Genomic DNA, 24675 nt, shown 5'->3' on the forward strand with positions numbered 1-24675 from the left:
ACACCGCCGCGTACTCGTGCGGATCGATGTGCCGGCTGCCCGGCGCACAGTGCGCACTGTGATCGGTGTGCGGAGTCTGCCTGCTCATACCGTCCTCCCTTCCGGGCGGCCGTCCGTGCGGACACCCAGGTAGCCACAGGCCACCGCACGACGCAGGGCCTCCTCCTTCGCACCGGGGGCGTCGAGCGGACCGTCGACCAGACCCGCGAAACCGATCGCGATCCGGTCGCCCCCGATGGGGACGAGGCCGACGTCGCCCTCGCCGTGCGGGTCGAACCGGACGGACGAGCCCGCCGGCACGCACAGGCGCATGCCGTAGGCCGCGGCGCGGTCGAAGTCCAGGCGCGGGTTCGCCTCGAAGAAGTGGAAGTGCGAGGTCACGCTCACCGGCACGTCCGCGGTGTTGCGCACGTGCAGGTGCAGCACCGGCTCCGGCTGCGGTACGCCGGGCCCCGGGACGACGGCGCCCGGGGCGTCGTCCCCGAGCGGCACCGCGTCCCGGACGGGGGAGGAGACCACGGCGAGGCGGGATCCGTCGTCGAAGACGGCCTCCACGTGCACCTCGGTGACCACGTCGGCGACGCCGGGCAGGACGTCGTCGGGGCCGAGCACGCTGCGGGCCTCCTCGATGGCCTCGGCGAGCCGTTTGCCGTCGCGCGCGGCCTCGCAGACCGTGTCCGCGATCAGCGCGGTGGCCTCCGGGACGTTCAGCTTCAGGCCACGGGCCCGCCGGGCCCTGGCAAGTTCCGCAGCGCTGCGGAGCAGCAGCCGGTCGCGCTCCGTAGGGGTCAGCCGCACGCCGATCCACCACCTCTTGAGTCGATGGGTTAGAGCATCACTCTAACTCTTCATTTCCTTGCAGGGAATCATTGACCTGGGTGCAGGGCTTGAGTCACATTGAGTGTCGCTCAAACAAAGCGCAACCACCCCCCGCCCTGCCAAGGGAGTCCCCCATGCCCATCGAACAGCGCGGAGTCGACACCATCCCCGAGGAGGAGCGGACCAGCGGTCCCCGTGACCTGATGTCGATCCTCCTCGGCTCCAACCTGTGCCTCGGTGTGATCGTCTTCGGCTGGCTGCCCCCGTCCTTCGGACTGGGCCTGTGGCCCTCGGTCACGGCCATCGTGACCGGCACCCTCGTCGGCATCGCCTTCACCGCGCCGCTGGCGCTCGTCTCCCTGCGCACCGCGACCAACCTCTCCACCTCCAGCGGTGCGCAGTTCGGCGTGCGCGGACGGCTCGTGGGATCGGTGGTGGGCCTGCTGCTCTCGCTCGGCTACACGGCGCTCACGCTGTGGATCGGCGGCGACGTCATGGTCGGCACCCTCGCGCGGCTCACCGGGCTCCCGGACTCGGGCCTCTCCCGGGCCGTGATGTACGGCCTGCTCGCCGCGTGTACCGTCGTCGCGGCCGTCTTCGGCTACCGGCTGCTGCTGCGCATGAGCAAGGTGCTGTCCATCGGCATGGTGGTGCTGCTGGCGGCGGGTTTCGTCGCCTACGCCCCGGACTTCACCACGGCCGCGCCGCCCGAGACCCCGTACCTGCTCGGTTCCTTCTGGCCGACGTGGCTGCTGGCCACCGTCGCCGCCGGGCTCAGCGGGCCCGTCGCCTTCATCACCCTGCTGGGCGACTACACGCGCTACATCTCCCCGCGCCGCCACGGCTCGCGCAAGGTCCTGTGGGCCACCGCCTTCGGTCTGCTGATCGGCCTGCTGATCCCGCAGCTCTTCGGCACCTACACGGCACTGGCCGCCCGGGCCGGCCTGGACTACGCCGGTCCGCTCGTCGAGGCGGCGCCGCTGTGGTACCTGCTCCCGCTGCTGGCGGCCGCCGCGGCCGGCTCGGTCGGCAACGCCGGGCTGATGCTCTACTCCATGGGCCTGGACCTCGACGCGATCGTCCCCCGCGCGACCCGCACCACGGCCACCGTGATCGCCGCGGTCGTCGCCACCGCCTTCGTCTTCTTCGGGTCCTTCGAGTGGGACGTGCAGTCCGCGATGACCTCCTTCGTGCTGGTGCTGACCGCGATCGGCACCCCGTGGGCCGTGATCACCCTGATCGGCCACGTGCGCTGCCGGGGGAACTACGACGCCGACGCGCTGCAGGTCTTCAACCGCCGGTCGGTGGGCGGGATCTACTGGTACCGCTCCGGCTGGAACGTCGCGGCCACCGCCTCCTGGGCGGTCGGCGCGGCCGTCGGCCTCCTCGCCGTGACCACCCCCTTCTACGAGGGCCCGCTGCTCGCCCTCACCGGCGGCGTGGACTGCTCCTTCGTCCTCTCCGGCCTCACCGGCGGGCTCGTGTACGCCGCGCTCACCGCCCGCCGCGCTCCCGCCCCGGCCCCGGCGGCCGCGGCCGCCGAGGAGCCCGCGAACGCCTGAGCCCCGTACGTACGAAGGCCCGCGCTCCGGATGTCCGGGGCGCGGGCCTTCGTACGTACGGCTCGTCGGGACTAGCCCAGGGGGTGCATCCAGCCGTGGGTGTCGGCGGACTGGCCGGTCTGGAGCTCCAGCAGCGCCTTGCGCAGCCGCATGGTGACGGAGCCGGGCTCGCCGTCGCCCTGGATCCAGTTGGCGCCCTCGGACTTGACCGAGCCGACCGGCGTGATGACGGCGGCCGTACCGCAGGCGAACACCTCGGTGAGGGTGCCGTTGGCGTTGTCGCGCTGCCAGTCCTCGGTGGTCAGGCGGCCCTCCTCGGCGGTGTAGCCGAGGTCGCGGGCGATGGTGAGGAGGGAGTCGCGGGTGATGCCGGGAAGCAGCGAGCCGGTGAGCTCGGGGGTGACGATGCGGTCGCCGTACACGAAGTACAGGTTCATCCCGCCCATCTCCTCGATCCAGCGGTGCTCGACGGCGTCGAGCCAGACCACCTGGTCGCAGCCGTGCGAGGCGGCCTGGGCCTGCGCGACCAGCGAGGCCGCGTAGTTGCCCCCGGTCTTGGCGGCGCCGGTGCCGCCCTTGACCGCGCGGACGTAGTCCTCGGAGAGCCAGACGGAGACGGGCTTGACGCCACCGGGGAAGTACGCTCCGGCGGGCGAGGCGATGACGATGAAGAGGAACTCGTTGGCCGGGCGGACGCCGAGGCCGACCTCGGAGGCGAACATGAACGGGCGCAGGTAGAGGGAGGCCTCGCCGGAGTCCGGGACCCAGGCGCGGTCCTGCTTGATCAGGGCGTCGCAGGCCTCGATGAAGAGCTCGACCGGCAGCTCCGGCATCGCCATGCGGCGCGCCGAGGCCTGGAAGCGCGCGGCGTTGGCCTCGGGGCGGAAGGTGGCGACGGTGCCGTCGGGCTGGCGGTAGGCCTTGAGGCCCTCGAAGATCGTCTGCGCGTAGTGCAGGGTCATGTTCGCCGGGTCGATCGAGAGCGGCGCGTACGGGACCAGTTCGGCGTCGTGCCAGCCGCGGCCCTCGGTCCACTTGATCGTCACCATGTGGTCGGTGAAGTGGCGGCCGAAGCCGGGGCTGGCCAGGATCGCCTCGCGCTCCGCGTCGGACAGCGGGTTCGAGGAGGGCTTGAGCTCGATCGTGGGCGTCGTCATGAGTGCTTGTCCTTCACCGGTTGTGTATGGCGGACCGCGCTCACGGCGTACTAGGACGTCCGAGCTTCCCCGCATTCCGCGGCCTCGCGTTCGATTATCGCTCGCGGGCAGGCTTCGGAGAAGCGGGGGATTGCGGCCCAGGGGAGATGGTGGCACCCGGGGCCGCACAGGAAAAGCCGCCAGGTCCCATTGTGACCCGGCGGCTTCCTGAGGTGGAGCGGCCGGGTCAGCCGGCTACTCGCGCGGCGAGGGCGTCGCCGATCGCGTCGGTGGAGCGGAAGCTTCCGTCGCGTTCCGCGAGGTCGGCGGAGACCGCGTCCTCGATGCGGACGGCCTCGGCCTCGTAGCCCAGGTGCCTCAGCAGGAGGGCGACGGAGAGGATCGTCGCGGTCGGGTCGGCCTTGCCGGTGCCGGCGATGTCCGGGGCCGAGCCGTGGACGGGCTCGAACATGGACGGGAAGGCGCCGGTCGGGTTGATGTTCCCGGAGGCGGCCAGGCCGATTCCGCCGGTGACGGCGGCGGCCAGGTCGGTGAGGATGTCACCGAAGAGGTTGTCCGTGACGATGACGTCGAAGCGCTCCGGCTGGGTGACGAAGAAGATCGTCGCCGCGTCGACGTGCAGGTAGTCGGTGGTGACCTCGGGGTACTCCTGGCCGACCTTGTCGAAGATGTTCTTCCACATGTGACCCGCGTACACGAGGACGTTGTTCTTGTGGACCAGCGTCAGCTTCTTGCGGGGGCGGGAGTTGGCCCGCTCGTACGCGTCACGGACGACGCGCTCGACACCGTACGCGGTGTTGACGCTGACCTCGGTGGCCACCTCGGCGGGGGTACCGGTGCGCAGGCTGCCGCCGTTGCCGGTGTACGGGCCCTCGGTGCCCTCACGGACGACGACGAAGTCGATGTCCGGGCGGCCCGCCAGCGGGGTGGCGGTGTTGGGGAACAGCTTCGACGGGCGCAGGTTGATGAAGTGGTCGAAGGCGAAGCGCAGCTTCAGCAACAGGCCGCGCTCCAGCACGCCGGACGGGACCGAGGGGTCGCCGATGGCGCCCAGCAGGATCGCGTCGTGGTGCTTGAGGGCTTCGAGTTCCGCGTCCGGGAGGGTCTCGCCGGTGCGGTGCCAGCGCTGGGCGCCGAGATCGTATTGCCTGGTCTCCAGCTTCACATCCTGGGGCAGGACCGCGGTAAGGACCTTGAGTCCCTGAGCCACGACTTCCTGGCCGATGCCATCACCGGGGATCACTGCGAGATTGATGCTGGTCGACATGGCGAAACCGTACTCCGTGTCCAGCCCTCAGACATTTCACGTCCACGATGTGGACGTGAAATGTCCCGGACCTGCGCTGTCTCAGTGGCCGGTCGAGCCGCCGTTGTCACGGCGGTCGAGGGCGCGCTGCAGGGCTGCGGCGGCGTTCTTGCGTTCGTCGGCCGAGGCGGAGGCGTGGCGGACGCGGCGGGCGGTGGTGGTTGCGGTCATGGTGATCGACTCCTTGAGATCACGGCGTGGCGGGGCCACGGATGAGGGGTTCCTTCAAGGCGCCGGAAGAGGCGGGGAGCAGTGCGCCGCAGGGGTTGCCTGCCAGGGGCGCGCGCTCTCGACCGCCATTCGCCTGATCGGCGAGACGTTCGGCTTCTACAAAGCTAGGCCAGGTCCCGCTGTATGTCTCGGCAATTACTCGGACTTCCTACTATCTGAGACGCGAATCCCCTCCAAAAGCCTCGTCACTAGGCTCCGTTTCAGTCCCTCGCGGAGCGAAGTTCCCTGATCAGAGCCCTGACGGTGTGGGTTGCGGCGGCTTCCGCCGTAGTGACGTATCCCACCTGCCTCATCGGCCCCCCGGGGCCCAGACCGGTGATCTCCACCGCCTCGGTCGCGTCCCGCAGGGACAGTTCGGGCATGATCGCCATGCCGAGGCCGCGGCCGACCATCGTCAGCACCATCGCGTCGTCCTCCGCCTTGACCGTGGCCCGCGGGATCCAGTCCTGGGACCGCCACCAGGCGCGGGTGTAGGAGCCGCAGTTCTCGTCCCAGTCCATGAGCGGCAGCGACCTCGGGTCCGGATGCCCGGCCGGGTGGACCAGGTGGTAGGCCTCCTGCGCGAGCACTCCGGTCAGCAGGCCGGGCGGGGCCGCGTCCTGCGAACCGCCGAGGGTGGCGATGCCCAGGTCCGCGCGGCCCGCCGCCACTTCCCCGGCCGTGCCTGCGCCGATCTCGCGCACCACGCGGACCTCGGGGCGGATCCCCGGGTGGCGGGCGGTCAGCCGTTCCAGGGCGGGTGGCAGCAGGTGCAGGGCGGCACTGCGGAACGCCGCGATCCGCAGCACGCCCCGGAGGGTGTCGCATCCCCCGTCCCGGCCCGCGCCGCGCGCCTCCGCGCGCATGGCCTCGTACAGCCGCAGGATGCGGCGGGCGTGGCCGACCGCCCGCTCCCCCGCCGGTGTGGGCGAGGCCCCGGACCGTCCCCGCTCGAAGAGCACCGCGCCGAGCTTGGCCTCGCTGCCGCGCACCGAGTGGGACACGGCCGACTGGGTGAGGCCGAGCGCCACGGCCGCGGCGGAGAAGCCGCCGGCTTCCGCGACGGCGACCAGGATCCGCAGTTCCTGCGGGAGGAGATCGGACACCGGGGCCCCCACCTCGTCGTATGAGTGTCGTTCATGGATGTGTGACTTCCATGAGCCCAACCCTCTGCCCGGCCCCGCGATTCCTTCCTAGCGTCGGGGCCATGACCACGCACACCGCTCACGCCGTCCACCAGATCGCCCGCCCCGACGGCTTCCCCGCCGCCTCCGACTTCGCCTACGTCTCCTCCCCGGTCCCCGAGCCGCGGCCCGGCACCGCTCTGGTGGAGAACCTGCTGCTCTCCGTGGACCCGTACCACCGCGGCCTGATGGACGGCGGCGAGGACGGCTTCGAGCTGAACACGCCGCTGGAGGGCCGCTCGGTGGGCCGGGTGATCGCCTCCCGCGACCCGGGACTGCGCGAGGGCGACCTGGTCTTCCACCGCGCGGGATGGCGCACGCACGCCCTCGTCACCCTCGGCGAGGCCGGTACCCGCAAGCTGCGCGGCCACACGGGCGTCCCGCTGGAGGCGTACCTCTCGATCCTCGGCGGCACCGGCCTGACGGCGTACGCCGCGCTCACCCGGACCGCGGCGCTCCGGGAGGGCGAGGACCTGTTCGTCTCCGCCGCCGCGGGCGGGGTGGGCACCGCCACCGGGCACATCGCGCGACTGCTGGGCGCCCGGCGGATCGTCGGAAGCGCCGGCTCGGCGGCGAAGGTCCGCCACCTCACCGAAGTCCTCGGCTTCGACGCGGCGTTCGACTACCACGACGGCCCGGTCGGCGAGCAGCTCGCGAAGGCCGCTCCCGGGGGCATCGACGTCTACGTGGACAACGTGGGCGGCGAGCACCTGGAGGGTGCGATCGGGGCACTGCGCGAGTTCGGGCGGATCGCCTCGGTCGGCGCCGTGTCGACCTACAACGGCGACCGCTCCCCCGCCGCGCCCCGCAACCTCTTCGAGGTCGTGCACAAGTCGCTGCGCCTGGAGGGCGTATTGGTTCGCCATCACACCAATCTGCAGGACGAGTTGGAGGATTTCCTCGTCCCCCATCTGCGCAGTGGCCGGATCGGTATCGATAGCACCGTTGTGCAGGGGTTCGAGCACACGGTGGACGCCTTCCGGGGCATGCTCCGCGGGGACAACGTGGGCAAGATGCTGGTGCGGATCGACGGCTGATTCCGGCCACCCCGAAGTTCACCGAACTCTTACCGCACGGATGTAGACCTTTGCGGCCGCCACCGCCACCCTTGCCGTCGATGTGCCGACGGGGCACCACAGTTGGAGGCGAGGGGCCAGTGACACCGATCAGCCGAAGAGGTTTCGTGGGTATCGGCGCCGGGCTGGTGGCGGGGGCGGCCCTGCCCGTCGCGGCGCCGTCGTCGGCGGTCGCGGCCGCCGCGACCGGGACCATCACCGACGTGAAGCACGTGGTGGTCCTGATGCAGGAGAACCGCAGCTTCGACCACTACTTCGGCAGGCTGAAGGGCGTCCGCGGGTTCGGTGACCGCGCCGCCGGCAACATCCCCGGCGGCTGGGGCACCTTCAACCAGCCCAACTGGGGCGGACGGCAGTACCCGTGGAAGCTGTCCGCCACCCCGCCGGCGGGCGGCGCGGACGGCGAGACCCTGGCCCAGTGCTCCGGCGACCTCCCGCACAGCTGGACCTCGCAGCACGCGGCCTGGAACAAGGGCCGCATGGACAACTGGGTCCTGGGCGTCGGCAACACCCGGACCCTCGGGCACCTGGACCGGGGCGACATCCCCTTCCACTACGCCCTCGCCGACCACTACACGATCTGCGACGCCTACTTCTGCTCCGCCCTCAGCGCGACCGGCCCGAACCGCACCTTCCTGTGGAGCGGGACGGTCGACGCCACCAGCAAGGACGGCGGCGAGGAGTCGGGGCTGACCTGGGAGACCTACGCGGAGGCCCTCCAGCGCGCCGGCATGACCTGGAAGGTGTACCAGAACGCCCAGGACAACTACGGCGACAACGGCCTCGCCTACTTCAAGAACTTCACCGACGCGGCGCCCGGCAACCCGCTGTGGGACCGGGGCATGGGCTCGGTCCCCAAGGTCACCGGCTCCACCCCGGACGACATCGCGGCCGCGATCCGCGCCGACGTCGTCGCCGGCACCCTCCCCCAGGTGTCGTGGGTCGTCGCGAGCGAGGCCTTTTCGGAGCACCCGTACGCCCCGCCCGGCGACGGCGCGCACTTCGTCGACCTGGTCTACCGCGCGCTCGCCGCGAACCCGGAGGTCTTCGACTCCACCGTCCTGTTCCTCAACTACGACGAGAACGACGGCTTCTTCGACCACGTGCCGCCGCCCGTCGCCCCACCCGGCACCCCCGGCGAGTACCTGGACGGCCTCCCGATCGGGCTCGGCTTCCGGGTCCCCATGCTGGTCATGTCCCCGTGGACGCGCGGCGGCTGGGTCAGCTCGGAGGTCTTCGACCACACCTCGGTGCTGCGCTTCATGGAGACCTGGACGGCCGCCCTCGGCACCCCCGCCGCCTGCCCGAACATCAGCGCCTGGCGCCGCAGGGTGGTGGGCGACCTGACCGGCGTCTTCGACTTCGCCCACCCGGTGTACGGGGTCCCCGCGGGCCTGCCGTCGACCGCGAAGGTGATCGGCCAGGCGACCTGCGGCCCGCTGCCCAATCCGGTGCCGCAGGACAACGCCCTCCCGGCCCAGGAGCCCGGTACCCGCCCGGCGCGCGCCCTCCCGTACCAGGTCAACGGCAATCTGGACCGCTTCGAGTTCGGGCCGGTCGGTCAGATCACGGCCTGGTTCTCGATGACCAACCAGGGCGCCCGGGCCAAGCGGCCGGCGCACTTCTCGATCCACCCGCACCAGCACCGGGACACCGCGGCCTGGCAGTACACGGTGGACCCGGGCGGCACGTCGACGGACTACTTCCACATCGGGCTGGGCCACGGCTCCGGCAAGTACGACATCTCGATGTACGGGCCGAACCGCTTCCTGCGCCGCTTCATCGGCGACGCGTCCAAGGCGGGGAAGGCGATCGAGGTGGCGGCGCGGTTCGCGGTGGAGTCCGGTACCGGCAAGACGGCGATCTGGTTCAAGATGACGAACTCCTCCGCCGCTCCCGTCACCTTCACGATCCGTTCCAACGCCTACCGTTCGGACGGCCCGTGGACGTACACCGTCCCGGCGAACTCCTCCCGCGAGGACTTCTTCAACGCGGTGGCCTACCACAAGGGCTGGTACGACTTCACGATCCTGGCCGATTCCGACGGCACCTGGTCGCGCCGCTACACGGGCCACATCGAGACGGGCGCGGCGAGCGTCTCGGGCTGAGGCGTGGCCTAGAGGACGTCCCCGTCGCGCCAGTCGAAGTCGAGCGGCGCGGCGGGGTCCAGCCGGAGACCGCCGGGCGGCGCCCACACGTAGGTGGAGCCCTCCTCCTCGGGCAGCCGCACCGGCCCGTCCGGCGAGAGCGCCCCCACCCGGCCGGGCCACACCGACCAGCCGCGGGCGAGGTAGAGCCCGGCGCCCTCCTCCGACGCCGAGAGCGCGCCGAGTTCGTAGGCCCCCGCGACGACCTCCTCCAGCCGGGCCATCACCTGCCCGCCGAGGCCCCGGCGCCGCAGGTCGGCCCGTACGGCCACGGCCTCGACGTAACCGGTGCGCAGGGCGCGTCCACGGTGCACGACCCGCCGCTGCACGACGCTGCCGTGGGCGACGAGCCGGCCGTCGACGCCGACCACGACGTGCATCCCGCCGAGCGCGTGCTCGAAGTCCTCGTCGGCGAAGTCCCCTTCGAAGGCGTCGTCGAGGAGGGACCTGATCGCCCGGAGCTCGTCGGCGGTCAGTTCCGAGGTGTGCGCGGTCAGCATGTCCATCACTGCTCCAGCCAGTCGGTGTACCAGGTGCGGAAGTCCGGGCTCTCGGGCATGTGGCAGCCGAATTCCTGGTCCAGGTGCCAGACCTGGCCGGCCAGCGGCCCGTTCAGGACCAGCCTCGAATACATGCCGCAGCCCTCCTCCGCCAGCATGAGCGTGCCCAGGGTCAGCCCCTCGGCCTCGTCGAACCGGCGGTCGTCTGCGAACGGACGGGGCCTGCGGATCGGGCAGGGTGCCGCCAGCCGGCCCGGGCGGCGGTCCTCGCGCCACTCGTCGTCCACCGCCCAGTCGTCGTCGGCCTCGGGGCGCGGGGTGATCAGCGGCATCAGCCCGTGCCGGGGGCCCGCCGGGCCGTCGCCGACCGTCGTGACGAACGTCCGGTACTCCTCGGGCAGCCGGATGCCGTGCTCCTCCTCGAAGGCCCGGACCTCCGCCTCCGGGAGCGGCGGCCTCAGCTCGTACCGGAAGGTCTTCGCGCGCAGCCGCGCCCGTACGGCCTCCGCGTCCCAGTCGCTCATCCTGCGAACGTACCAAGGACCGGGACCGCATTGCGGACGCCGAACGCCGCACACCGGCCGCCATCGGCCGAAGCGGCTCTAGCGGTCTGGACCAGTGCCTCGGCAGACTCGGTCCATGTCGCCCGATACCCAGCAGTGGACCCCCACCCACGGCCAGCCGTACCGTCCCACCGCGTACCGGCCCGAGCGGATGCCTCAGCACGAATCCCTCGCGCGGGCCGCCGAGTTGCGGGCCAGGATGGACGAGCGGCGGACCGTACGCCACTTCTCCCCCGACCCGGTGCCCGAGCAGGTCGTCCGGGACGCCGTCGCGTGCGCGTCGACGGCGCCGTCCGGGGCGCACCAGCAGCCGTGGACCTTCGTCCTGGTCAAGGATCCGGCCGTCCGCGGGCAGATCCGCGCGGCCGCGGAACAGGAGGAGGAGCTCTCCTACGACGGCCGCCTCGGCGACGAATGGCTGGCGGCCCTGCGCCCGCTCGGCACGGACGCCGTGAAGACCCACCTGACGGACGCCCCCGCGCTGATCGTGGTGTTCCAGCAGCGGTACTGGCTCGGGCCGGACGGCACGAAGCGCAAGCACTACTACGTGGACGAGTCGGTCGGCATCGCGGTCGGCATGCTCCTGTCCGCCCTGCACCTGAGCGGCCTCGCCGCGCTGATCCACACGCCGAGCCCGATGCGCTTCCTGGGCCACGTCCTGAACCGCCCGGCGAACGAGAAGGCCTTCGCGGTCGTTCCGGTCGGCTACCCGGCTGACGACTGCGTCGTCCCGGACCTGGTCCGCAAGTCCCTGGACCAGGTCATCGTGGAGGTGTGAGTCCCGCCGGCAGGAGTTGTCCGGTCGGGAAATGGATACCGCCCCCGCTCCGGACTTGGGGGTACCGGAGCGGGGGCGGGGTTCAGCGGGGGCCGGAGGTCAGCCCATGTGCGGGTAGCCGTACTCGGTCGGCGGGACCAGGGTCTCCTTGATGGAGCGGGTCGAGGTCCAGCGCAGCAGGTTGGACGCGGCGCCGGCCTTGTCGTTGGTGCCCGAGGCGCGGCCGCCACCGAAGGGCTGCTGGCCGACGACGGCGCCGGTGGACTTGTCGTTGATGTAGAAGTTGCCCGCCGCGAAGCGGAGCTTCTCCATCGCGTCCGCCGCCGCGTAGCGGTCCGCGGCGATGATCGAGCCGGTCAGGGCGTACGCCGAGACGGACTCCATCTGCGCCAGCATCGCCTCGTAGTTCTCGTCCTCGTAGACGTGGATCGCCAGGATCGGGCCGAAGTACTCGGTCGTGAAGACCTCGTTCTCCGGGTCGGTGCACACGATGACGGTCGGGCGGACGAAGTAGCCCTCCGAGTCGTCGTACGTACCGCCGGCGACGATCTCGCAGGTCGGGTCGGCCTTGGCGCGGTCGATCGCGGCCTTGTTCTTGGCGAAGGACCGGTCGTCGATGACGGCGCCGATGAAGTTGGTCAGGTCGGTGACCGGGCCCATGGTGATGCCGTCGACCTCGGCCGCGAAGGCCTCCTTGAAGCCGTCGTTCCAGATCGAGGCCGGAACGTAGGCGCGCGAGGACGCCGAGCACTTCTGGCCCTGGAACTCGAAGGAGCCGCGGGTCAGGGCGGTCTTCAGGATCGCGCGGTCCGCGGACGGGTGCGCGACGACGAAGTCCTTGCCGCCGGTCTCGCCGACCAGGCGCGGGTAGGACTTGTACTTCTCGATGTTGTTGCCGACCGTCTTCCACAGGTGCTGGAAGGTCTTGGTCGAGCCGGTGAAGTGGATGCCGGCCAGCTCGGGGTGGTTCAGGGCCACCTCGGAGACGGCGATGCCGTCGCCCGTCACCAGGTTGATGACGCCCTTGGGCAGGCCGGCCTCCTCCAGGAGCTCCATGAGGAGGACCGCGGAGTGGGTCTGCGTCGGGGACGGCTTCCACAGGACCACGTTGCCCATCAGGGCGGGAGCGGTCGGCAGGTTGCCGGCGATGGCCGTGAAGTTGAACGGCGTGATCGCGTAGACGAAGCCCTCGAGCGGGCGGTGGTCGCTGCGGTTCCACACGCCGGCGGAGTTCGCGACCGGCTGCTCGGCCAGGATCTGGCGGGCGAAGTGGACGTTGAAGCGCCAGAAGTCGACGAGCTCGCACGGGGTGTCGATCTCCGCCTGCTGGGCGGTCTTCGACTGGCCCAGCATGGTGGAGGCGGCGAGCTTCTCGCGCCACGGACCGGACAGCAGCTCGGCGGCGCGCAGGATGATCGCGGCGCGGTCGTCGAAGGACATCGCGCGCCAGGCCGGGGCGGCGGCCAGGGCGGCGTCGACGGCTTCCTGGGCGTCGGCCTCGGTGGCGTTGGCGTAGGTGCCGATCACCGACTTGTGGTCGTGCGGCTGGACCACGTCGAAACGCTCGCCGCCGCCCATCCGCTTGACGCCGTTGATCGTCATCGGAAGGTCGATCGGGTTCTCGGACAGCTGCTTGAGCTGCTCTTCGAGGCGCGTGCGCTCCGGGGTGCCGGGGGCGTACGAGTGGACCGGCTCGTTGACCGGAGCGGGGACCTGGGTCACAGCATCCATGGGACTGATAACTCCTTGACCTGGTTCTTGGCTAGTTCTTGGTGATCATCGAGCGGACGAAGAAGAGCAGGTTGGCCGGCTTCTCCGCGAGGCGGCGCATGAAGTAGCCGTACCAGTCCGTCCCGTACGCGGTGTAGACGCGCATGCGGTGGCCTTCGGCGGCGAGCCGCAGGTGCTCCTCGCTGCGGATGCCGTACAGCATCTGGAATTCGTACTCGTCCAGCTTGCGCCCGGCCTTGCGGGCGAGCTCCTGGCCGATGGCGATGAGGCGCGGGTCGTGGGACCCGATCATCGGGTAGCCCTCGCCGTCCATCAGGATCTTCAGGATGCGGACGTACGCCTTGTCGATCTCCGCCTTGTCCTGGTACGCGACCTCGGCGGGCTCCTTGTAGGCGCCCTTGACGATCCGCACGCGGCTGCCGTTGTCGGCCAGGCGGCGGGCGTCGGCCTCGGTGCGGAAGAGGTACGCCTGGATCACGCAGCCGGTCTGCGGGAAGTCCTTGCGCAGCTCCTCGTGGATGGCGAACATCGAGTCGAGGGTGGTGTGGTCCTCGGCGTCCAGGGTCACGGTGGTGCCGATCGCGGCGGCCGCCTCGACGACCGGACGGACGTTGGCGAGCGCCAGCTCGTGGCCGCCCTCCAGCGCCTGGCCGAACATGGACAGCTTCACCGACATCTCGGCCTTCTCGCCGAGGCCGAGCTCCGCGAGGCGCTCGATGAGCTGGAGGTAGGCGTCACGGGCGGCGTGGGACTGCTCCACCTCGGTGATGTCCTCGCCGACGACGTCGAGGGTGACCTCGAGTCCTGCCTGCGTGAGGTCCTCGACGATCGGGATGACCTGATCGACGGTCTCGCCGGGGATGAACCGGTTCACCACGGGCTTGGTCACCGGGGCGGCAGAGACGATACGACGCATCTTGTCGCTGCGCGAAGCGGCGAGGATCACGGGACCCAGCACGGGGCACCTCCAGCGGGTGGCAGAAGAAAAGCGCAAGTAAAACCACCGTGAAACCTAAGGATCGCTTTGATCCTCTGCCATCGACAGCTGTCACGCATCCGTGTCCGCGATCTCATACATCTGTCTGAGGAGCGGGGCCGCGGGTGGGAGAATGGCCGGGTGAAGGGCGATTACCAGGACCTGGTGGACGAGATCTCGGCGCTCCTCGGCGCCCCGGCGACCCTGGAGAACCGGGACTTCCGCCTCATCGCCTTCGGTGCCCACGACAGCGACGACGATCTCGCGATGGACCCGGTACGGACCCGCTCGATCCTGACCCGCCAGTCGACGGCGGCCGTCCGGTCCTGGTTCGAGGGCTTCGGCATCGCCCGCGCCACCGGCCCCGTCCGCATCCCGGCGGCGCCGGACGCGGGGGTGTTCCGGGGGCGGATCTGCCTGCCGGTGCGGTTCCGGGGCATCGTGCAGGGCTACGTGTGGCTGCTCGACCAGGAGCCCGGCGCGCCGGGGCCGGAGCCGGCGGCGCTGGACGCGGCCATGGAGGTGGCCCAGCGGATCGGGGTGCTGCTCGCCGAGGAGGCGAAGGCCGGGGCGGACCTGTCGCGGGAGTTCCAGGCGGTGCTCACGGCCGGGCGGGGATGGCAGCAGGACATGGCGGTGGCCGCGCTGCGGGCCGCCCTCGGGCCGGCCGGGGACGGCCTGCACGCGGCGGTGTGCGTGGCGCCGTGGCCCGGCGAGGCTCCGGCGTCCGTGCCCGGCGCGGCGGCCGTGTGCGTCGTACCCCGGCGGGGCGGCGGCGCGGGCGAGCCGGGCGACGCGCCGGGTGCCGGACCGGCGGGCGCAGGCCCGGCCCTGGCGGTACTGCTCCGGCTTCGGTCGACGGACGCACTGGCTCCGGCACTGACGGCGGTGGCACGCCTGCTGCCGCGCACGGCGGAACCGGCGGCGGCCGCGGCGGCCGGCGCGGGCACCGCCGGACCGCGGGCCAAGGCGGCGGCCGGAGCCGGAACGGCCGCGCGGGCAGTTGGGTCGGGTGGCTCGGCGGGATCCGCGCCGGCCGGACCCGAGGGAGGCGCGCACCGGATGACCGCGGGGGTCGCCGACCCCGTCCGCGGTCTCGCCGAGCTGCCCGCCGCCTGGGAGCAGGCCGTCGCCGCGGCCCGGGCGGCGGTCGCCGAACCGCGGCTCGGCCCGGTCGCCCAGTGGTCGCAGATCGGCCCGTACCGGCTGCTGGCGAGCCTGGCCTGCGACCCGGTGGACGATCCGGCGGCCCGGACCCTGCTCGCGCCCGCCCACCGCGAACTCGCCCGCACCGCCGAGGTGTTCCTGGACTGCGCCGGCCAGGCGGGCCGCGCCGCCGCCGCCCTCGGCATCCACCGCCAGACCCTCTACTACCGCCTCGGCCGCGTGGAACAGCTCACCGGCCTCGACCTGGACGCGGGCGAGGACCGCCTGCTGCTCCACATGGCCATCAAGGCCTCCCGCCTGGCCTGAGGGTAATCCCGGGCCCGTCTCAGGGCTGTCCCCGATGTCCCGGTGGCGCCCGGCCCCCTACCGTCGCGAACAGCGCCGGCCGCCCGGTCCGCGGATCCCCTCCGCACCGGCCGGTGCGCCACGGAGGCCCGATGAAGGCGATCGTCCAGGACCGGTACGGCTCCCCCGGCGTACTGGAGTTGAGGGAGGTCGAAAGGCCCCGGGTCGGCGACCGGGAGGTGCTCGTACGGGTCCACGCGGCCGCGGTCAACGCGCGCGACTGGCACCTCATGCGGGGCGATCCCTACCTGGCCCGGGCGGCGCTGGGCCTGTGCGGCCCGAAGGTGCGCGTCCGGGGCACCGACTTCGCGGGCCGGGTGGAGGCGGTGGGCGGGGACGTGACCCGGCTGCGCCCGGGAGACGAGGTGTTCGGCGAGGCCGAGGGGGCCTTCGCCGAGTACGTGTGCGCCTCGGAGGACGTGGTGGAGCCGATGCCCGCGAACCTTTCGTTCGAGCAGGCGGCCGCGGTCCCGCTGGCGGGGAACACCGCCCTCATGGGGCTGCGCGACCTGGGGCGCGTGCGGCCGGGACAGCGGGTCCTGGTCAACGGCGCGTCAGGCGGGGTGGGGACCTTCGCCGTTCAGATCGCCAAGGCGTTCGGGGCGGAGGTGACCGGCGTGTGCGGCACGAGGAACACGGAGCTGGTGCGTTCGCTGGGCGCGGACCACGTCGTCGACTACTCCCGCGAGGACTTCACCCGCACCGGCCGGCGCTACGACCTCGTCTTCGACCTGGTGGGCAACCGGTCCCTCACCGAGTGCCGCCGCGCCTTGACGCCCGGGGGCACGCTGGTGCTCTCGGGCGGCGGCGTGTCCGAAGGGGGCAGTTTGGTGGGGCCGATCGCCCTGCTGGTGAAGGGCAGGGCGCTCGCCCCCTTCGTCCGTCACCGACTGCTCGTCCTCACGGCGACGCCGGACCGCCGTAACCTGGCGGCGCTGCGCGAGCTCATCGAGTCCGGCCGCCTGGCCCCGGCCGTCGACCGCACCCACCCCCTGCACGAGGTGCCCGAGGCCATCCGGTACCTGGAGGTGGAACACGCCCGCGCGAAGGTGGTCATCACGCTGTAGCCGACCGGGGTCCGGCTCCGGGCCGGGCTGCGGCTCCGGGTTCGGGTCGGGCTCCGGGTCCGGGGCCGGGTGCGGCCCCGGAGCGGCTGCGGCTACGTCCGCGGGCGGGTCATCGTCTCGGCGGCCCGGCGCATGCCCTCGGTGAACTCCTCGGCCGTGGCCGCCGATTCCGGGTCGAACAGCCACTGGATCATCAGACCGTTGAGCAGCGCCTGGTAGAAGGAGCCCAGGGTCCGCACGTCCCGCTCGTCGAGCTGGTCCTCCGGAGTGCCGGTCAGCATCGAGATCAGCCCGCGGCGCCCCTCGGCCTGCGAGGCCGCGAGCATCGCCCGCAGCTCGGGCCGCTGGTCGCGGCCGAGCGCCACCTCCAGGCTGGCCGCCCAGACGGGAGCGGACTTCTCGTGCTGCGCGAGGACGCCTTCCCAGAGCGCGCGGAAGCGCTCCAGCGACCCGCCCTCACCGTCCAGGCCGTCCTGGAAGACCGCCCCCCACTCCTCCATCAGGCCGATGAAGGCCTCGGTGAGCAGTGCGTCCTTCGAACCGTAGTGATAGCCGATGGAGGCCAGGTTCGTCCCCGACGCACTGACGATGTCGCGCGCGGTGGTGCGTACGAACCCCTTCTCCACCAGGCACTTCTTGGCGCCTTCGAGCAGATCTTCGCGATGTCCCATGGCCTCACCGTAGCAAGACAACCGTCCTAGACGTCAGTCCCATACGAACGTTCTAAACAAGCGTCATAGACAAGCGTTTAAGACGTGTGTATGTTTCTCGGCATGACGAACCCCGCCGCCACAGCGCGACTCGCCGGCCGCCGCGAATGGACCGCCTTCACCGTCCTGCTGCTGCCCCTGCTCCTGGTCTCGATGGACGTCTCGGTCCTCTACTTCGCCATCCCGGCGATCACCGAACAGCTCGACCCGAGCGCCACCCAGCAGCTCTGGATCTTCGACAGCTACGCCTTCGCCCTCTCCGGCCTGCTGATCACGATGGGCTCGCTCGGCGACCGGATCGGCCGCCGCAGGCTGCTGCTGATCGGCGCCGGAGCCTTCGGTCTCGCCTCGGTGGGCGCCGCCTACGCCACCAGCGCCGAGATGCTCATCGCGGCCCGCGTCCTGCTCGGCGTCGGCGGCGCGACCCTGATGCCGTCCACGCTCGCCCTCATCCGCAACCTCTTCCAGGACGACAAGCAGCGCGGCAAGGCCATCGCCATCTGGTCCGGAGCCATGACCGGCGGCATCGCCCTCGGCTCCGTACTGAGCGGCGTGATGCTGAACCACTTCTGGTGGGGCTCCGTCTTCCTGATCAACGTGCCCGCGATGGTGCTCCTGCTGGCCCTGGTCCCCGTCCTGGTACCGGAGTTCAAGGACCCGGCCCCCGGCCGCTTCGACCTGTGGTCCGTCCCGCTGTCCATGGCCGCCGTACTGCCGGTCGTGTACGGCCTCAAGGAGATCGCCGCCGAGGGCTTCGAGCCCCTCTACCTGGGCTGCCTGGCCGTCGGACTGCTCTTCGGGTACGTCTTCGTCCGCCGCCAGCGCAGCCGTGACGACGCCATGGTCAGCCGCTCGCTGTTCCGGGGCCGCGGCTTCGGCGCCGGCATCGCCCTGAACACCGTCGCCGCCTTCGCCATGCTCGGCTCGGCCTACTTCACCACCCAGTACCTGCAGTCGGTGCTCGGCATGGGCACCCTGGAAGCCGCCCTGTGGAGCCTCGCCCCCTCGGTCGTCATCGGTGCGGCTGCCCCGGTCTCCGCGGCCCTGGCCCAGAAGACGGACCGGGCCCACGTCATCGCCGGCGGGTTCGTCCTCGCCGCCGCCGGCTTCGTGCTGATCGCCCTGGTCGACACCGACTCGCTGTGGCTGATCCTGGCCGGCGCGGGCGTCCTGGCCTCGGGCATCGTCACCGTGATGTCCCTGGTGTCCGACATGGCCCTGGGCGCGGCCCCCGCCGAGAAGGCCGGTTCCGCCGCCTCCCTGCTGGAGACCGGTACGGAGTTCGGCGGCGCCCTGGGCATGGCGGTCCTCGGCAGCCTGGGCACCGCGGTCTACCGCAGCGACCTGGCGGACGCCGATCCCGCCGTACGGGAGACCCTCGGCGGCGCCGTCGCCACCGCCCACCAGATCGGCGGGGCGGCCGGCGAGCAGGTCCTGACCCTGGCCCGGGATGCCTTCGTCCACGGCATGCAGTACGCGGCCTGGGGCGGTACGGCGCTGCTGCTCGGGGCGGCCGTGCTCGCAGCGGCCCTGCTGCGGGGCATCGGAGCCCCCGCCCCGGCCGCGGCGGAGCCCGCCGGAGCCACCGGGGCGCGGTCCCACGAAGCGGCGTACAACTGATCGGTACGACACGGCGCGTGACACGGCACGGCACGGCGCGGCGCGGCCGGCGGAACGCGGAAGGGCCCGGGGTCTCCCCCCGGGCCCTTCCTCATGTCACTGCCGTGGCGGCGTCAGGCGAGGCTGACGGTGCGCGCCGAGACGGCGCCGATCTCGGCGGCGATGTCCGCGAGGACGCCCGCCGGCACCTCGGCGTCGACGGTGAGGACCGCGAGGGCCTCGCCGTGCTCCTCCGCACGGGCGACCTGCATGCCCGCGATGTTCAGGCCGCCCTCGCCGAGGACGCGGCCGACGGTGCCGACCACGCCGGGGCGGTCGGTGTAGCGCAGCACGACCATGTAGTCGGCGAGCGCCAGGTCCACGTCGTACTCGCCGATGCCCACGATCTTCTGAAGGTGCTTCGGGCCCGCGAGCGTGCCGGAGACCGAGACCTCCTGGCCGTCCGACAGGGTGCCGCGGACGGTCACCACGTTGCGGTGGTCCGGGGACTCCGAGCTGGTGGTCAGGCGCACCTCGACACCGCGCTCCTGCGCGAACAGCGGGGCGTTGACGTAGGAGACCGTCTCGTCGACGACGTCCTCGAAGACACCCTTGAGCGCGGACAGTTCGAGCACCTTGACGTCGTGCTGGGTGATCTCGCCGCAGACCTCGACGTCGAGGCGGACCGCGACCTCGCCCGCGAGGGCGGTGAAGATGCGGCCGAGCTTCTCGGCGAGCGGCAGGCCGGGACGGACGTCCTCGGCGATGACGCCGCCCTGGACGTTGACCGCGTCCGGTACGAGCTCACCGGCGAGGGCGAGGCGCACCGACTTGGCGACCGAGACGCCGGCCTTCTCCTGGGCCTCGTCCGTGGACGCGCCGAGGTGCGGGGTGCAGACGACCTGGTCGAGCTCGAAGAGCGGGGAGTCCGTGCAGGGCTCCTTCGCGTACACGTCGAGGCCGGCGCCGGCGACGCGGCCCTCCTTGATGGCCGAGTACAGGGCGGCCTCGTCCACGATGCCGCCGCGCGCGGCGTTGACGATGCGGACGGTCGGCTTGACCTTGTGCAGGGCCTCGTCCCCGATGAGACCGAGGGTCTCGGGGGTCTTGGGCAGGTGCACCGTGATGAAGTCGGCGACCTCCAGGAGCTCGTCCAGCGTCAGCATCTTGACGCCCATCTGGGCGGCGCGCGCGGGCTGCACGTAGGGGTCGTAGGCGACGATCTTCATACCGAAGGCCGACATGCGCTGCGCGACGAGGACGCCGATGCGGCCGAGGCCGACGACACCGAGGGTCTTCTCGCTGAGCTCGACGCCCGTGTACTTGTTCCGCTTCCACTCGCCGTTCTTCAGGGCGGTGTTGGCCTGCGGGATGTTGCGGGCGGTGGCGACGAGCAGGCCGCAGGCGAGTTCGGCCGCGGTCACGATGTTCGAGGTCGGGGCGTTGACGACCATCACGCCGGCCTTGGTGGCGGCGGAGACGTCGACGTTGTCCAGACCGACGCCGGCTCGGGCGACGACCTTCAGCTTCTTCGCCGCGGCGATGGCCTCGGCGTCGACCTTGGTGGCGGAGCGCACGAGGATCGCGTCGACGTCGACGATCGCGGGGAGCAGCTCGGCGCGGTCGGCGCCGTTGCAGTGGCGGATCTCGAAGTCCGGGCCGAGCGCCTCGACGGTGGCGGGCGACAGCTCTTCGGCGATGAGTACGACAGGTTTCGAGCTCACGTGGGTCATCCTCACAAGTCCAGTGCGGACGGCCGTCCCGACGGCCGCAGGCGGTGGAGGGGGTAGCCGCGTGGAAGACGCACGACACTGTGGGCCTGACGCGTATGTGTTGAGCAGTGTAGTGGCGCTGACGGACCGGTTTTCCGCCTGTACGGAAGGATCACTCTTCCGTGGTTGGCCGGGTTGGACAAGCCATGCCCCTGAGGGCCCCGTTCCCGGCGCTCCGGTCACCGGTGCGGCATGTGCCGTACCGCCCGGTGAGCGCGGCGGGGCCGGGACGACACGTCCCGGCCCCACCGCCGCGAGATCAGCTCTCGTCGTTGTCGACCCAGCTCATCAGCTTGCGCAGCTTCTTGCCGGTGGTCTCCAGCAGGTGCTCCGAGTCGGCCTTCTTGTACTCGTTGTACTTGGGCAGACCGGCCTTGTACTCGGCCATCCACTCCTCGGCGAACTTGCCGCTCTGGATCTCCTCGAGGACCTTCTTCATCTCGGCCTTGGTGGCGTCGGTGATGACGCGCGGGCCGGTGATGTAGTCGCCCCACTCGGCGGTCTCGGAGACCGACCAGCGCATCTTCTCCAGGCCGCCCTCGTACATCAGGTCGACGATGAGCTTCAGCTCGTGCAGGCACTCGAAGTAGGCGATCTCCGGCTGGTAGCCCGCCTCGGTCAGGGTCTCGAAACCGGCCTTGACCAGCGCGGACGCACCACCGCAGAGGACGGCCTGCTCACCGAACAGGTCGGTCTCGGTCTCCTCGGTGAAGGTGGTCTTGATGACGCCGGCGCGGGTGCCGCCGATGCCGGCCGCGTAGGAGAGCGCCAGGTCGAAGGCCTTGCCGGTGGCGTCCTGCTCGACGGCGGCGATGCACGGGACGCCGCGGCCCTCCTCGTACTGGCGGCGGACCAGGTGGCCCGGGCCCTTCGGGGCGACCAGGGCGACGTCCACGTTGGTGGGGGGCTTGATGAAGCCGTAGCGGACGTTGAAGCCGTGGCCGAAGAAGAGCGCGTCGCCCTCCTTGAGGTGGTCCTTGATGGACTCCTCGTAGATCTCGGCCTGCAGCGGGTCCGGGGTGAGGATCATGATGACGTTCGCCCACTCGGCGGCCTCGGCCACGGGGACGACCTTCAGGCCCTGCTCCTCGGCCTTGGCCTTGGACTTCGAGCCCTCCTTCAGGCCGACGACGACGTCGACGCCGGAGTCACGGAGCGACAGCGCGTGGGCGTGGCCCTGGCTGCCGTAACCGATGACCGCGACCTTGCGGCCCTGGATGATGGACAGGTCGGCGTCGTTCTCGTAGAACAGCTCGGCCACTGGGATATCTCCTTGGTGCGCTGGTGTTGCTCCCACCGTACGGCGGGGAACGGAATCTGAGTTTGTCGGTCTCGCTATGCGGGCCGAGCGTGTCTGCCGGGGCCGGGGCGGCCGCTGTGCCGCGGCCGCCCGGGCCGGCCGGGTCAGGCGCTGCGGTCGAGCGCGCGCAGGCTGCGGTCCGTGATGGACCGTCCGCCGCGCCCTATGGCGATCGTGCCGGACTGCACGAGCTCCTTGATGCCGAAGGGCTCCAGCATCTTGAGCATGGCGCCGAGCTTGTCGGAGCCGCCGGTCGCCTCGATGGTGACGGCCTCCGGGGAGACGTCGACCGTCTTGGCGCGGAACAGCTGGACGATCTCGACGATCTGCGAGCGGGTCTCGTTGTCGGCGCGGACCTTCACCAGGACGAGTTCGCGCTCGATGGCGTTGTGCGGCTCCAGCTCGACGATCTTGAGCACGTTGACCAGCTTGTTCAGCTGCTTGGTCACCTGCTCCAGCGGGAGGTCCTCGACGTTGACGACGATGGTGATGCGGGAGATGTCGGGGTGCTCGGTGACGCCGACCGCGAGGGAGTCGATGTTGAACCCGCGGCGGGAGAACAGGGCGGCGATCCGGGCGAGGATGCCGGGCGTGTTCTCGACCAGGACGGAGAGCGTGTGCTTGGACATGTGAGGCGTTCTCTCTCTCAGGCTCTCTCGGCTCAGTCGTCTTCGTTGTCGCCGAAGTCGGGACGGACGCCCCGGGCTGCCATGACCTCGTCGTTGGAGGTGCCGGCGGCGACCATCGGCCACACCATGGCGTCCTCGTGGACGATGAAGTCGATGACGACGGTACGGTCGTTGATCGCGTTGGCCTCGGCGATGACCTTGTCCAGGTCGGCCGGGTCCTCACAGCGCAGCGCCACGCAGCCCATGGCCTCCGACAGCTTGACGAAGTCCGGGACGCGCGTGCCCTTGCGGGGCGCGATGGACTCGCCGAGCTGGGAGCCGACCGTGTCGTGACCGGTCTCGTCGGCGTGCAGGACGGTGTTGGAGTAGCGCTGGTTGTAGAACAGCGTCTGCCACTGACGCACCATGCCCAGGGCGCCGTTGTTGATGATCGCGACCTTGATCGGGATGTTGTTCAGGGCGCAGGTGACCAGTTCCTGATTGGTCATCTGGAAGCAGCCGTCGCCGTCGATCGCCCAGACCGTGCGCTCGGGCATGCCGACCTTGGCGCCCATCGCGGCGGGGACCGCGTAGCCCATGGTTCCGGCGCCGCCGGAGTTCAGCCAGGTGCGGGGCTCCTCGTACTTGACGAAGTGCGAGGCCCACATCTGGTGCTGGCCGACGCCGGCCGCGAAGACCGTGCCCTTCGGCGCGAGCGCGCCGATCCGCTCGATGACCTGCTGCGGCGAGAGGCTGCCGTCCGCGGGCAGGTCGTAGCCCAGCGGGTACGTCTCGCGCCAGCGGTTGAGGTCGTTCCACCAGGCGGTGTAGTCGCCGGCGCTGCCTTCGGTGTGCTCGGCCTGGACGGCCTGGATCAGGTCGGCGATGACCTCGCGGGCGTCACCGACGATCGGGACGTCGACGGCGCGGTTCTTGCCGATCTCGGCCGGGTCGATGTCCGCGTGGATGATCTTGGCGAAGGGGGCGAAGCTGTCCAGCTTGCCGGTGACGCGGTCGTCGAAGCGGGTGCCGAGCGCGATCAGCAGGTCCGACTTCTGCAGCGCGGTGACGCCGGTGACGCTGCCGTGCATGCCGGGCATGCCGACGTGCAGGGGGTGGCTGTCGGGGAAGGAGCCGAGGGCCATCAGGGTGGTGCAGACCGGGACGCCGGTCAGCTCGGCCAGGACCTTCAGCTCGGCGGTGGCGCCGGACTTCATGACGCCGCCGCCGACGTACAGCACCGGGCGCTTGGCCTGGCAGATGAGCTTGGCGGCCTCACGGATCTGCTTGGCGTGCGGCTTGGTGACCGGCCGGTAGCCGGGGAGGTCCTGGGAGGGCGGCCACGAGAAGGTGGTCTTCGCCTGCAGGGCGTCCTTGGCGATGTCGACGAGGACCGGGCCGGGACGGCCGGTGGCCGCGATGTGGAACGCCTCGGCGATCGTCCTCGGGATGTCCTCGGCCTTGGTGACCAGGAAGTTGTGCTTGGTGATCGGCATGGTGATGCCGACGATGTCCGCCTCCTGGAAGGCGTCGGTGCCGATCGCCTTGGAGGACACCTGGCCGGTGATCGCGACGAGCGGGACGGAGTCCATGTGGGCGTCGGCGATCGGGGTGACCAGGTTGGTGGCGCCCGGGCCGGACGTGGCCATACAGACGCCGACCTTGCCGGTGGCCTGGGCGTAGCCGGTGGCGGCGTGGCCGGCCCCCTGCTCGTGGCGGACCAGGATGTGACGGACCTTCTTGGAGTCCATCATCGGGTCGTACGCGGGGAGGATGGCGCCTCCCGGAATCCCGAAGACGGTGTCGCACCCCACCTCTTCGAGAGAGCGGATGAGGGACTGCGCACCCGTGACGTGCTCAACTGCGGCGGACTGCTGTCCGCCGGAACGGGGCCGCGGCTGCGGATGGTGGGCCCCGGTGGCCTGCTCGGTCATCGGCATTCTCTTCTCGAAGCTGAGGGTTTTACGCGGATTCGACTCTGTGCCAGTGCAACAAAAAACCCCTCGTGCCAGGAGGCAAGCGAGGGGAGCGCGTCGGGTGTGTTGAGCGGGGACATGCAGGTCCCAGCTTCAGCCGACGCGCTTTCCAAGTACGAGAA

General features: G+C 71.1%; 21 protein-coding genes. 7 read left to right on the forward strand and 14 right to left on the reverse strand.

Annotated features, from left to right (window positions below):
* Positions 1-84: 84 nt before the first annotated feature.
* Positions 85-798 (reverse strand): urease subunit gamma, encoded by a 714-nt coding sequence (ureA, locus tag IG86_RS0109775; RefSeq protein ID WP_030896310.1) that lies wholly within the window; start codon positions 796-798, stop codon positions 85-87.
* 155 nt (positions 799-953) lie between these two features.
* On the opposite strand from ureA, the gene IG86_RS0109780 reads away from it, so the two are divergent.
* Positions 954-2381 carry a cytosine permease gene (locus IG86_RS0109780; protein WP_037848786.1) on the forward strand — a complete coding sequence of 476 codons (1428 nt, stop codon included), beginning with the start codon at positions 954-956 and terminating at the stop codon, positions 2379-2381.
* 71 nt (positions 2382-2452) lie between these two features.
* On the opposite strand, the gene IG86_RS0109785 is transcribed toward IG86_RS0109780, so the two are convergent.
* The 4 genes from IG86_RS0109785 to IG86_RS0109800 all read right to left on the reverse strand — a co-directional run bounded on the left by IG86_RS0109785 (position 2453) and on the right by IG86_RS0109800 (position 6160).
* Entirely contained in the window at positions 2453-3538 is a 1086-nt protein-coding gene (locus tag IG86_RS0109785; RefSeq protein ID WP_030826436.1) for a branched-chain amino acid aminotransferase, read from the reverse strand.
* A gap of 226 nt (positions 3539-3764) precedes the next feature.
* Entirely contained in the window at positions 3765-4805 is a 1041-nt protein-coding gene (locus tag IG86_RS0109790; RefSeq protein WP_030896313.1) for a 3-isopropylmalate dehydrogenase, read from the reverse strand.
* Between the two features lie 81 nt (positions 4806-4886).
* Complete coding sequence (locus tag IG86_RS45015; protein ID WP_258054012.1) at positions 4887-5015, reverse strand: hypothetical protein; 129 nt, start codon at positions 5013-5015, stop codon at positions 4887-4889.
* Between the two features lie 260 nt (positions 5016-5275).
* On the reverse strand, positions 5276-6160 hold the full coding sequence (locus IG86_RS0109800; RefSeq protein ID WP_030896315.1) for a LysR family transcriptional regulator: 885 nt from the start codon (positions 6158-6160) through the stop codon (positions 5276-5278).
* Positions 6161-6261: 101 nt separating this feature from the next.
* Between IG86_RS0109800 and IG86_RS0109805 the strand changes: the two genes are divergently transcribed.
* Both IG86_RS0109805 and IG86_RS0109810 read left to right on the forward strand, forming a co-directional pair.
* Entirely contained in the window at positions 6262-7275 is a 1014-nt protein-coding gene (locus IG86_RS0109805; RefSeq protein WP_030896316.1) for an NADP-dependent oxidoreductase, read from the forward strand.
* Positions 7276-7394: 119 nt separating this feature from the next.
* Positions 7395-9422 carry a phosphocholine-specific phospholipase C gene (locus tag IG86_RS0109810; protein WP_030896317.1) on the forward strand — a complete coding sequence of 676 codons (2028 nt, stop codon included), beginning with the start codon at positions 7395-7397 and terminating at the stop codon, positions 9420-9422.
* A gap of 8 nt (positions 9423-9430) precedes the next feature.
* Here the strand turns inward: IG86_RS0109810 and IG86_RS0109815 are convergent, their stop codons facing one another.
* On the reverse strand, positions 9431-9967 hold the full coding sequence (locus IG86_RS0109815; RefSeq protein ID WP_030826450.1) for a GNAT family N-acetyltransferase: 537 nt from the start codon (positions 9965-9967) through the stop codon (positions 9431-9433).
* Positions 9967-10485 (reverse strand): SMI1/KNR4 family protein, encoded by a 519-nt coding sequence (locus tag IG86_RS0109820; RefSeq protein WP_030826453.1) that lies wholly within the window; start codon positions 10483-10485, stop codon positions 9967-9969. Before IG86_RS0109820 ends, IG86_RS0109815 begins: the two co-directional genes overlap by 1 nt.
* A gap of 115 nt (positions 10486-10600) precedes the next feature.
* Between IG86_RS0109820 and IG86_RS0109825 the strand changes: the two genes are divergently transcribed.
* On the forward strand, positions 10601-11302 hold the full coding sequence (locus tag IG86_RS0109825) for a nitroreductase family protein (RefSeq protein ID WP_030826456.1): 702 nt from the start codon (positions 10601-10603) through the stop codon (positions 11300-11302).
* Positions 11303-11401: 99 nt separating this feature from the next.
* On the opposite strand, the gene pruA is transcribed toward IG86_RS0109825, so the two are convergent.
* Together pruA and IG86_RS0109835 are read right to left on the reverse strand one after the other, a co-directional pair.
* On the reverse strand, positions 11402-13033 hold the full coding sequence (gene pruA / locus IG86_RS0109830) for an L-glutamate gamma-semialdehyde dehydrogenase (protein ID WP_030826459.1): 1632 nt from the start codon (positions 13031-13033) through the stop codon (positions 11402-11404).
* Between the two features lie 31 nt (positions 13034-13064).
* On the reverse strand, positions 13065-13991 hold the full coding sequence (locus IG86_RS0109835) for a proline dehydrogenase family protein (protein WP_030664742.1): 927 nt from the start codon (positions 13989-13991) through the stop codon (positions 13065-13067).
* 159 nt (positions 13992-14150) lie between these two features.
* On the opposite strand from IG86_RS0109835, the gene IG86_RS0109840 reads away from it, so the two are divergent.
* Positions 14151-15482 carry a PucR family transcriptional regulator gene (locus IG86_RS0109840; RefSeq protein ID WP_030826464.1) on the forward strand — a complete coding sequence of 444 codons (1332 nt, stop codon included), beginning with the start codon at positions 14151-14153 and terminating at the stop codon, positions 15480-15482.
* Between the two features lie 131 nt (positions 15483-15613).
* Entirely contained in the window at positions 15614-16588 is a 975-nt protein-coding gene (locus tag IG86_RS0109845) for an NAD(P)-dependent alcohol dehydrogenase (RefSeq protein ID WP_030826467.1), read from the forward strand.
* Between the two features lie 92 nt (positions 16589-16680).
* On the opposite strand, the gene IG86_RS0109850 is transcribed toward IG86_RS0109845, so the two are convergent.
* Positions 16681-17259, reverse strand: coding sequence for a TetR/AcrR family transcriptional regulator (locus IG86_RS0109850; RefSeq protein WP_030826469.1), 579 nt, complete (start codon positions 17257-17259; stop codon positions 16681-16683).
* Positions 17260-17361: 102 nt separating this feature from the next.
* Here IG86_RS0109850 and IG86_RS0109855 point away from each other — a divergent pair, with 102 nt between their 5' ends.
* Positions 17362-18918, forward strand: coding sequence for an MFS transporter (locus IG86_RS0109855; RefSeq protein WP_030896318.1), 1557 nt, complete (start codon positions 17362-17364; stop codon positions 18916-18918).
* Between the two features lie 113 nt (positions 18919-19031).
* On the opposite strand, the gene serA is transcribed toward IG86_RS0109855, so the two are convergent.
* From serA to IG86_RS0109875, 4 genes are all read right to left on the reverse strand, one after another.
* Positions 19032-20621, reverse strand: coding sequence for a phosphoglycerate dehydrogenase (gene serA, locus IG86_RS0109860; protein WP_030826475.1), 1590 nt, complete (start codon positions 20619-20621; stop codon positions 19032-19034).
* 307 nt (positions 20622-20928) lie between these two features.
* On the reverse strand, positions 20929-21930 hold the full coding sequence (ilvC, locus tag IG86_RS0109865) for a ketol-acid reductoisomerase (protein WP_030664757.1): 1002 nt from the start codon (positions 21928-21930) through the stop codon (positions 20929-20931).
* A gap of 143 nt (positions 21931-22073) precedes the next feature.
* On the reverse strand, positions 22074-22598 hold the full coding sequence (gene ilvN, locus IG86_RS0109870; protein ID WP_030027475.1) for an acetolactate synthase small subunit: 525 nt from the start codon (positions 22596-22598) through the stop codon (positions 22074-22076).
* A 32-nt stretch (positions 22599-22630) separates the two neighbouring features.
* Entirely contained in the window at positions 22631-24517 is a 1887-nt protein-coding gene (locus tag IG86_RS0109875; protein ID WP_030826482.1) for an acetolactate synthase large subunit, read from the reverse strand.
* Positions 24518-24675 lie beyond the last annotated feature (158 nt).

The organism is Streptomyces virginiae, assembly GCF_000720455.1.
GTDB lineage: Bacteria > Actinomycetota > Actinomycetes > Streptomycetales > Streptomycetaceae > Streptomyces > Streptomyces virginiae.

Bases quoted from the DNA above. Each gene is read 5' to 3' on its own strand.
- IG86_RS0109780 (WP_037848786.1), top strand. From the start codon at position 954: ATGCCCATCGAACAGCGCGGAGTCGACACCATCCCCGAGGAGGAGCGG.
- IG86_RS0109785 (WP_030826436.1), bottom strand. From the start codon at position 3,538: ATGACGACGCCCACGATCGAGCTCAAGCCCTCCTCGAACCCGCTGTCC.
- IG86_RS0109790 (WP_030896313.1), bottom strand. From the start codon at position 4,805: ATGTCGACCAGCATCAATCTCGCAGTGATCCCCGGTGATGGCATCGGC.
- IG86_RS45015 (WP_258054012.1), bottom strand. From the start codon at position 5,015: ATGACCGCAACCACCACCGCCCGCCGCGTCCGCCACGCCTCCGCCTCG.
- IG86_RS0109805 (WP_030896316.1), top strand. From the start codon at position 6,262: ATGACCACGCACACCGCTCACGCCGTCCACCAGATCGCCCGCCCCGAC.
- IG86_RS0109815 (WP_030826450.1), bottom strand. From the start codon at position 9,967: ATGGACATGCTGACCGCGCACACCTCGGAACTGACCGCCGACGAGCTC.
- IG86_RS0109820 (WP_030826453.1), bottom strand. From the start codon at position 10,485: ATGAGCGACTGGGACGCGGAGGCCGTACGGGCGCGGCTGCGCGCGAAG.
- IG86_RS0109825 (WP_030826456.1), top strand. From the start codon at position 10,601: ATGTCGCCCGATACCCAGCAGTGGACCCCCACCCACGGCCAGCCGTAC.
- pruA (WP_030826459.1), bottom strand. From the start codon at position 13,033: ATGGATGCTGTGACCCAGGTCCCCGCTCCGGTCAACGAGCCGGTCCAC.
- IG86_RS0109845 (WP_030826467.1), top strand. From the start codon at position 15,614: ATGAAGGCGATCGTCCAGGACCGGTACGGCTCCCCCGGCGTACTGGAG.
- IG86_RS0109850 (WP_030826469.1), bottom strand. From the start codon at position 17,259: ATGGGACATCGCGAAGATCTGCTCGAAGGCGCCAAGAAGTGCCTGGTG.
- IG86_RS0109855 (WP_030896318.1), top strand. From the start codon at position 17,362: ATGACGAACCCCGCCGCCACAGCGCGACTCGCCGGCCGCCGCGAATGG.
- ilvN (WP_030027475.1), bottom strand. From the start codon at position 22,598: ATGTCCAAGCACACGCTCTCCGTCCTGGTCGAGAACACGCCCGGCATC.
- IG86_RS0109875 (WP_030826482.1), bottom strand. From the start codon at position 24,517: ATGCCGATGACCGAGCAGGCCACCGGGGCCCACCATCCGCAGCCGCGG.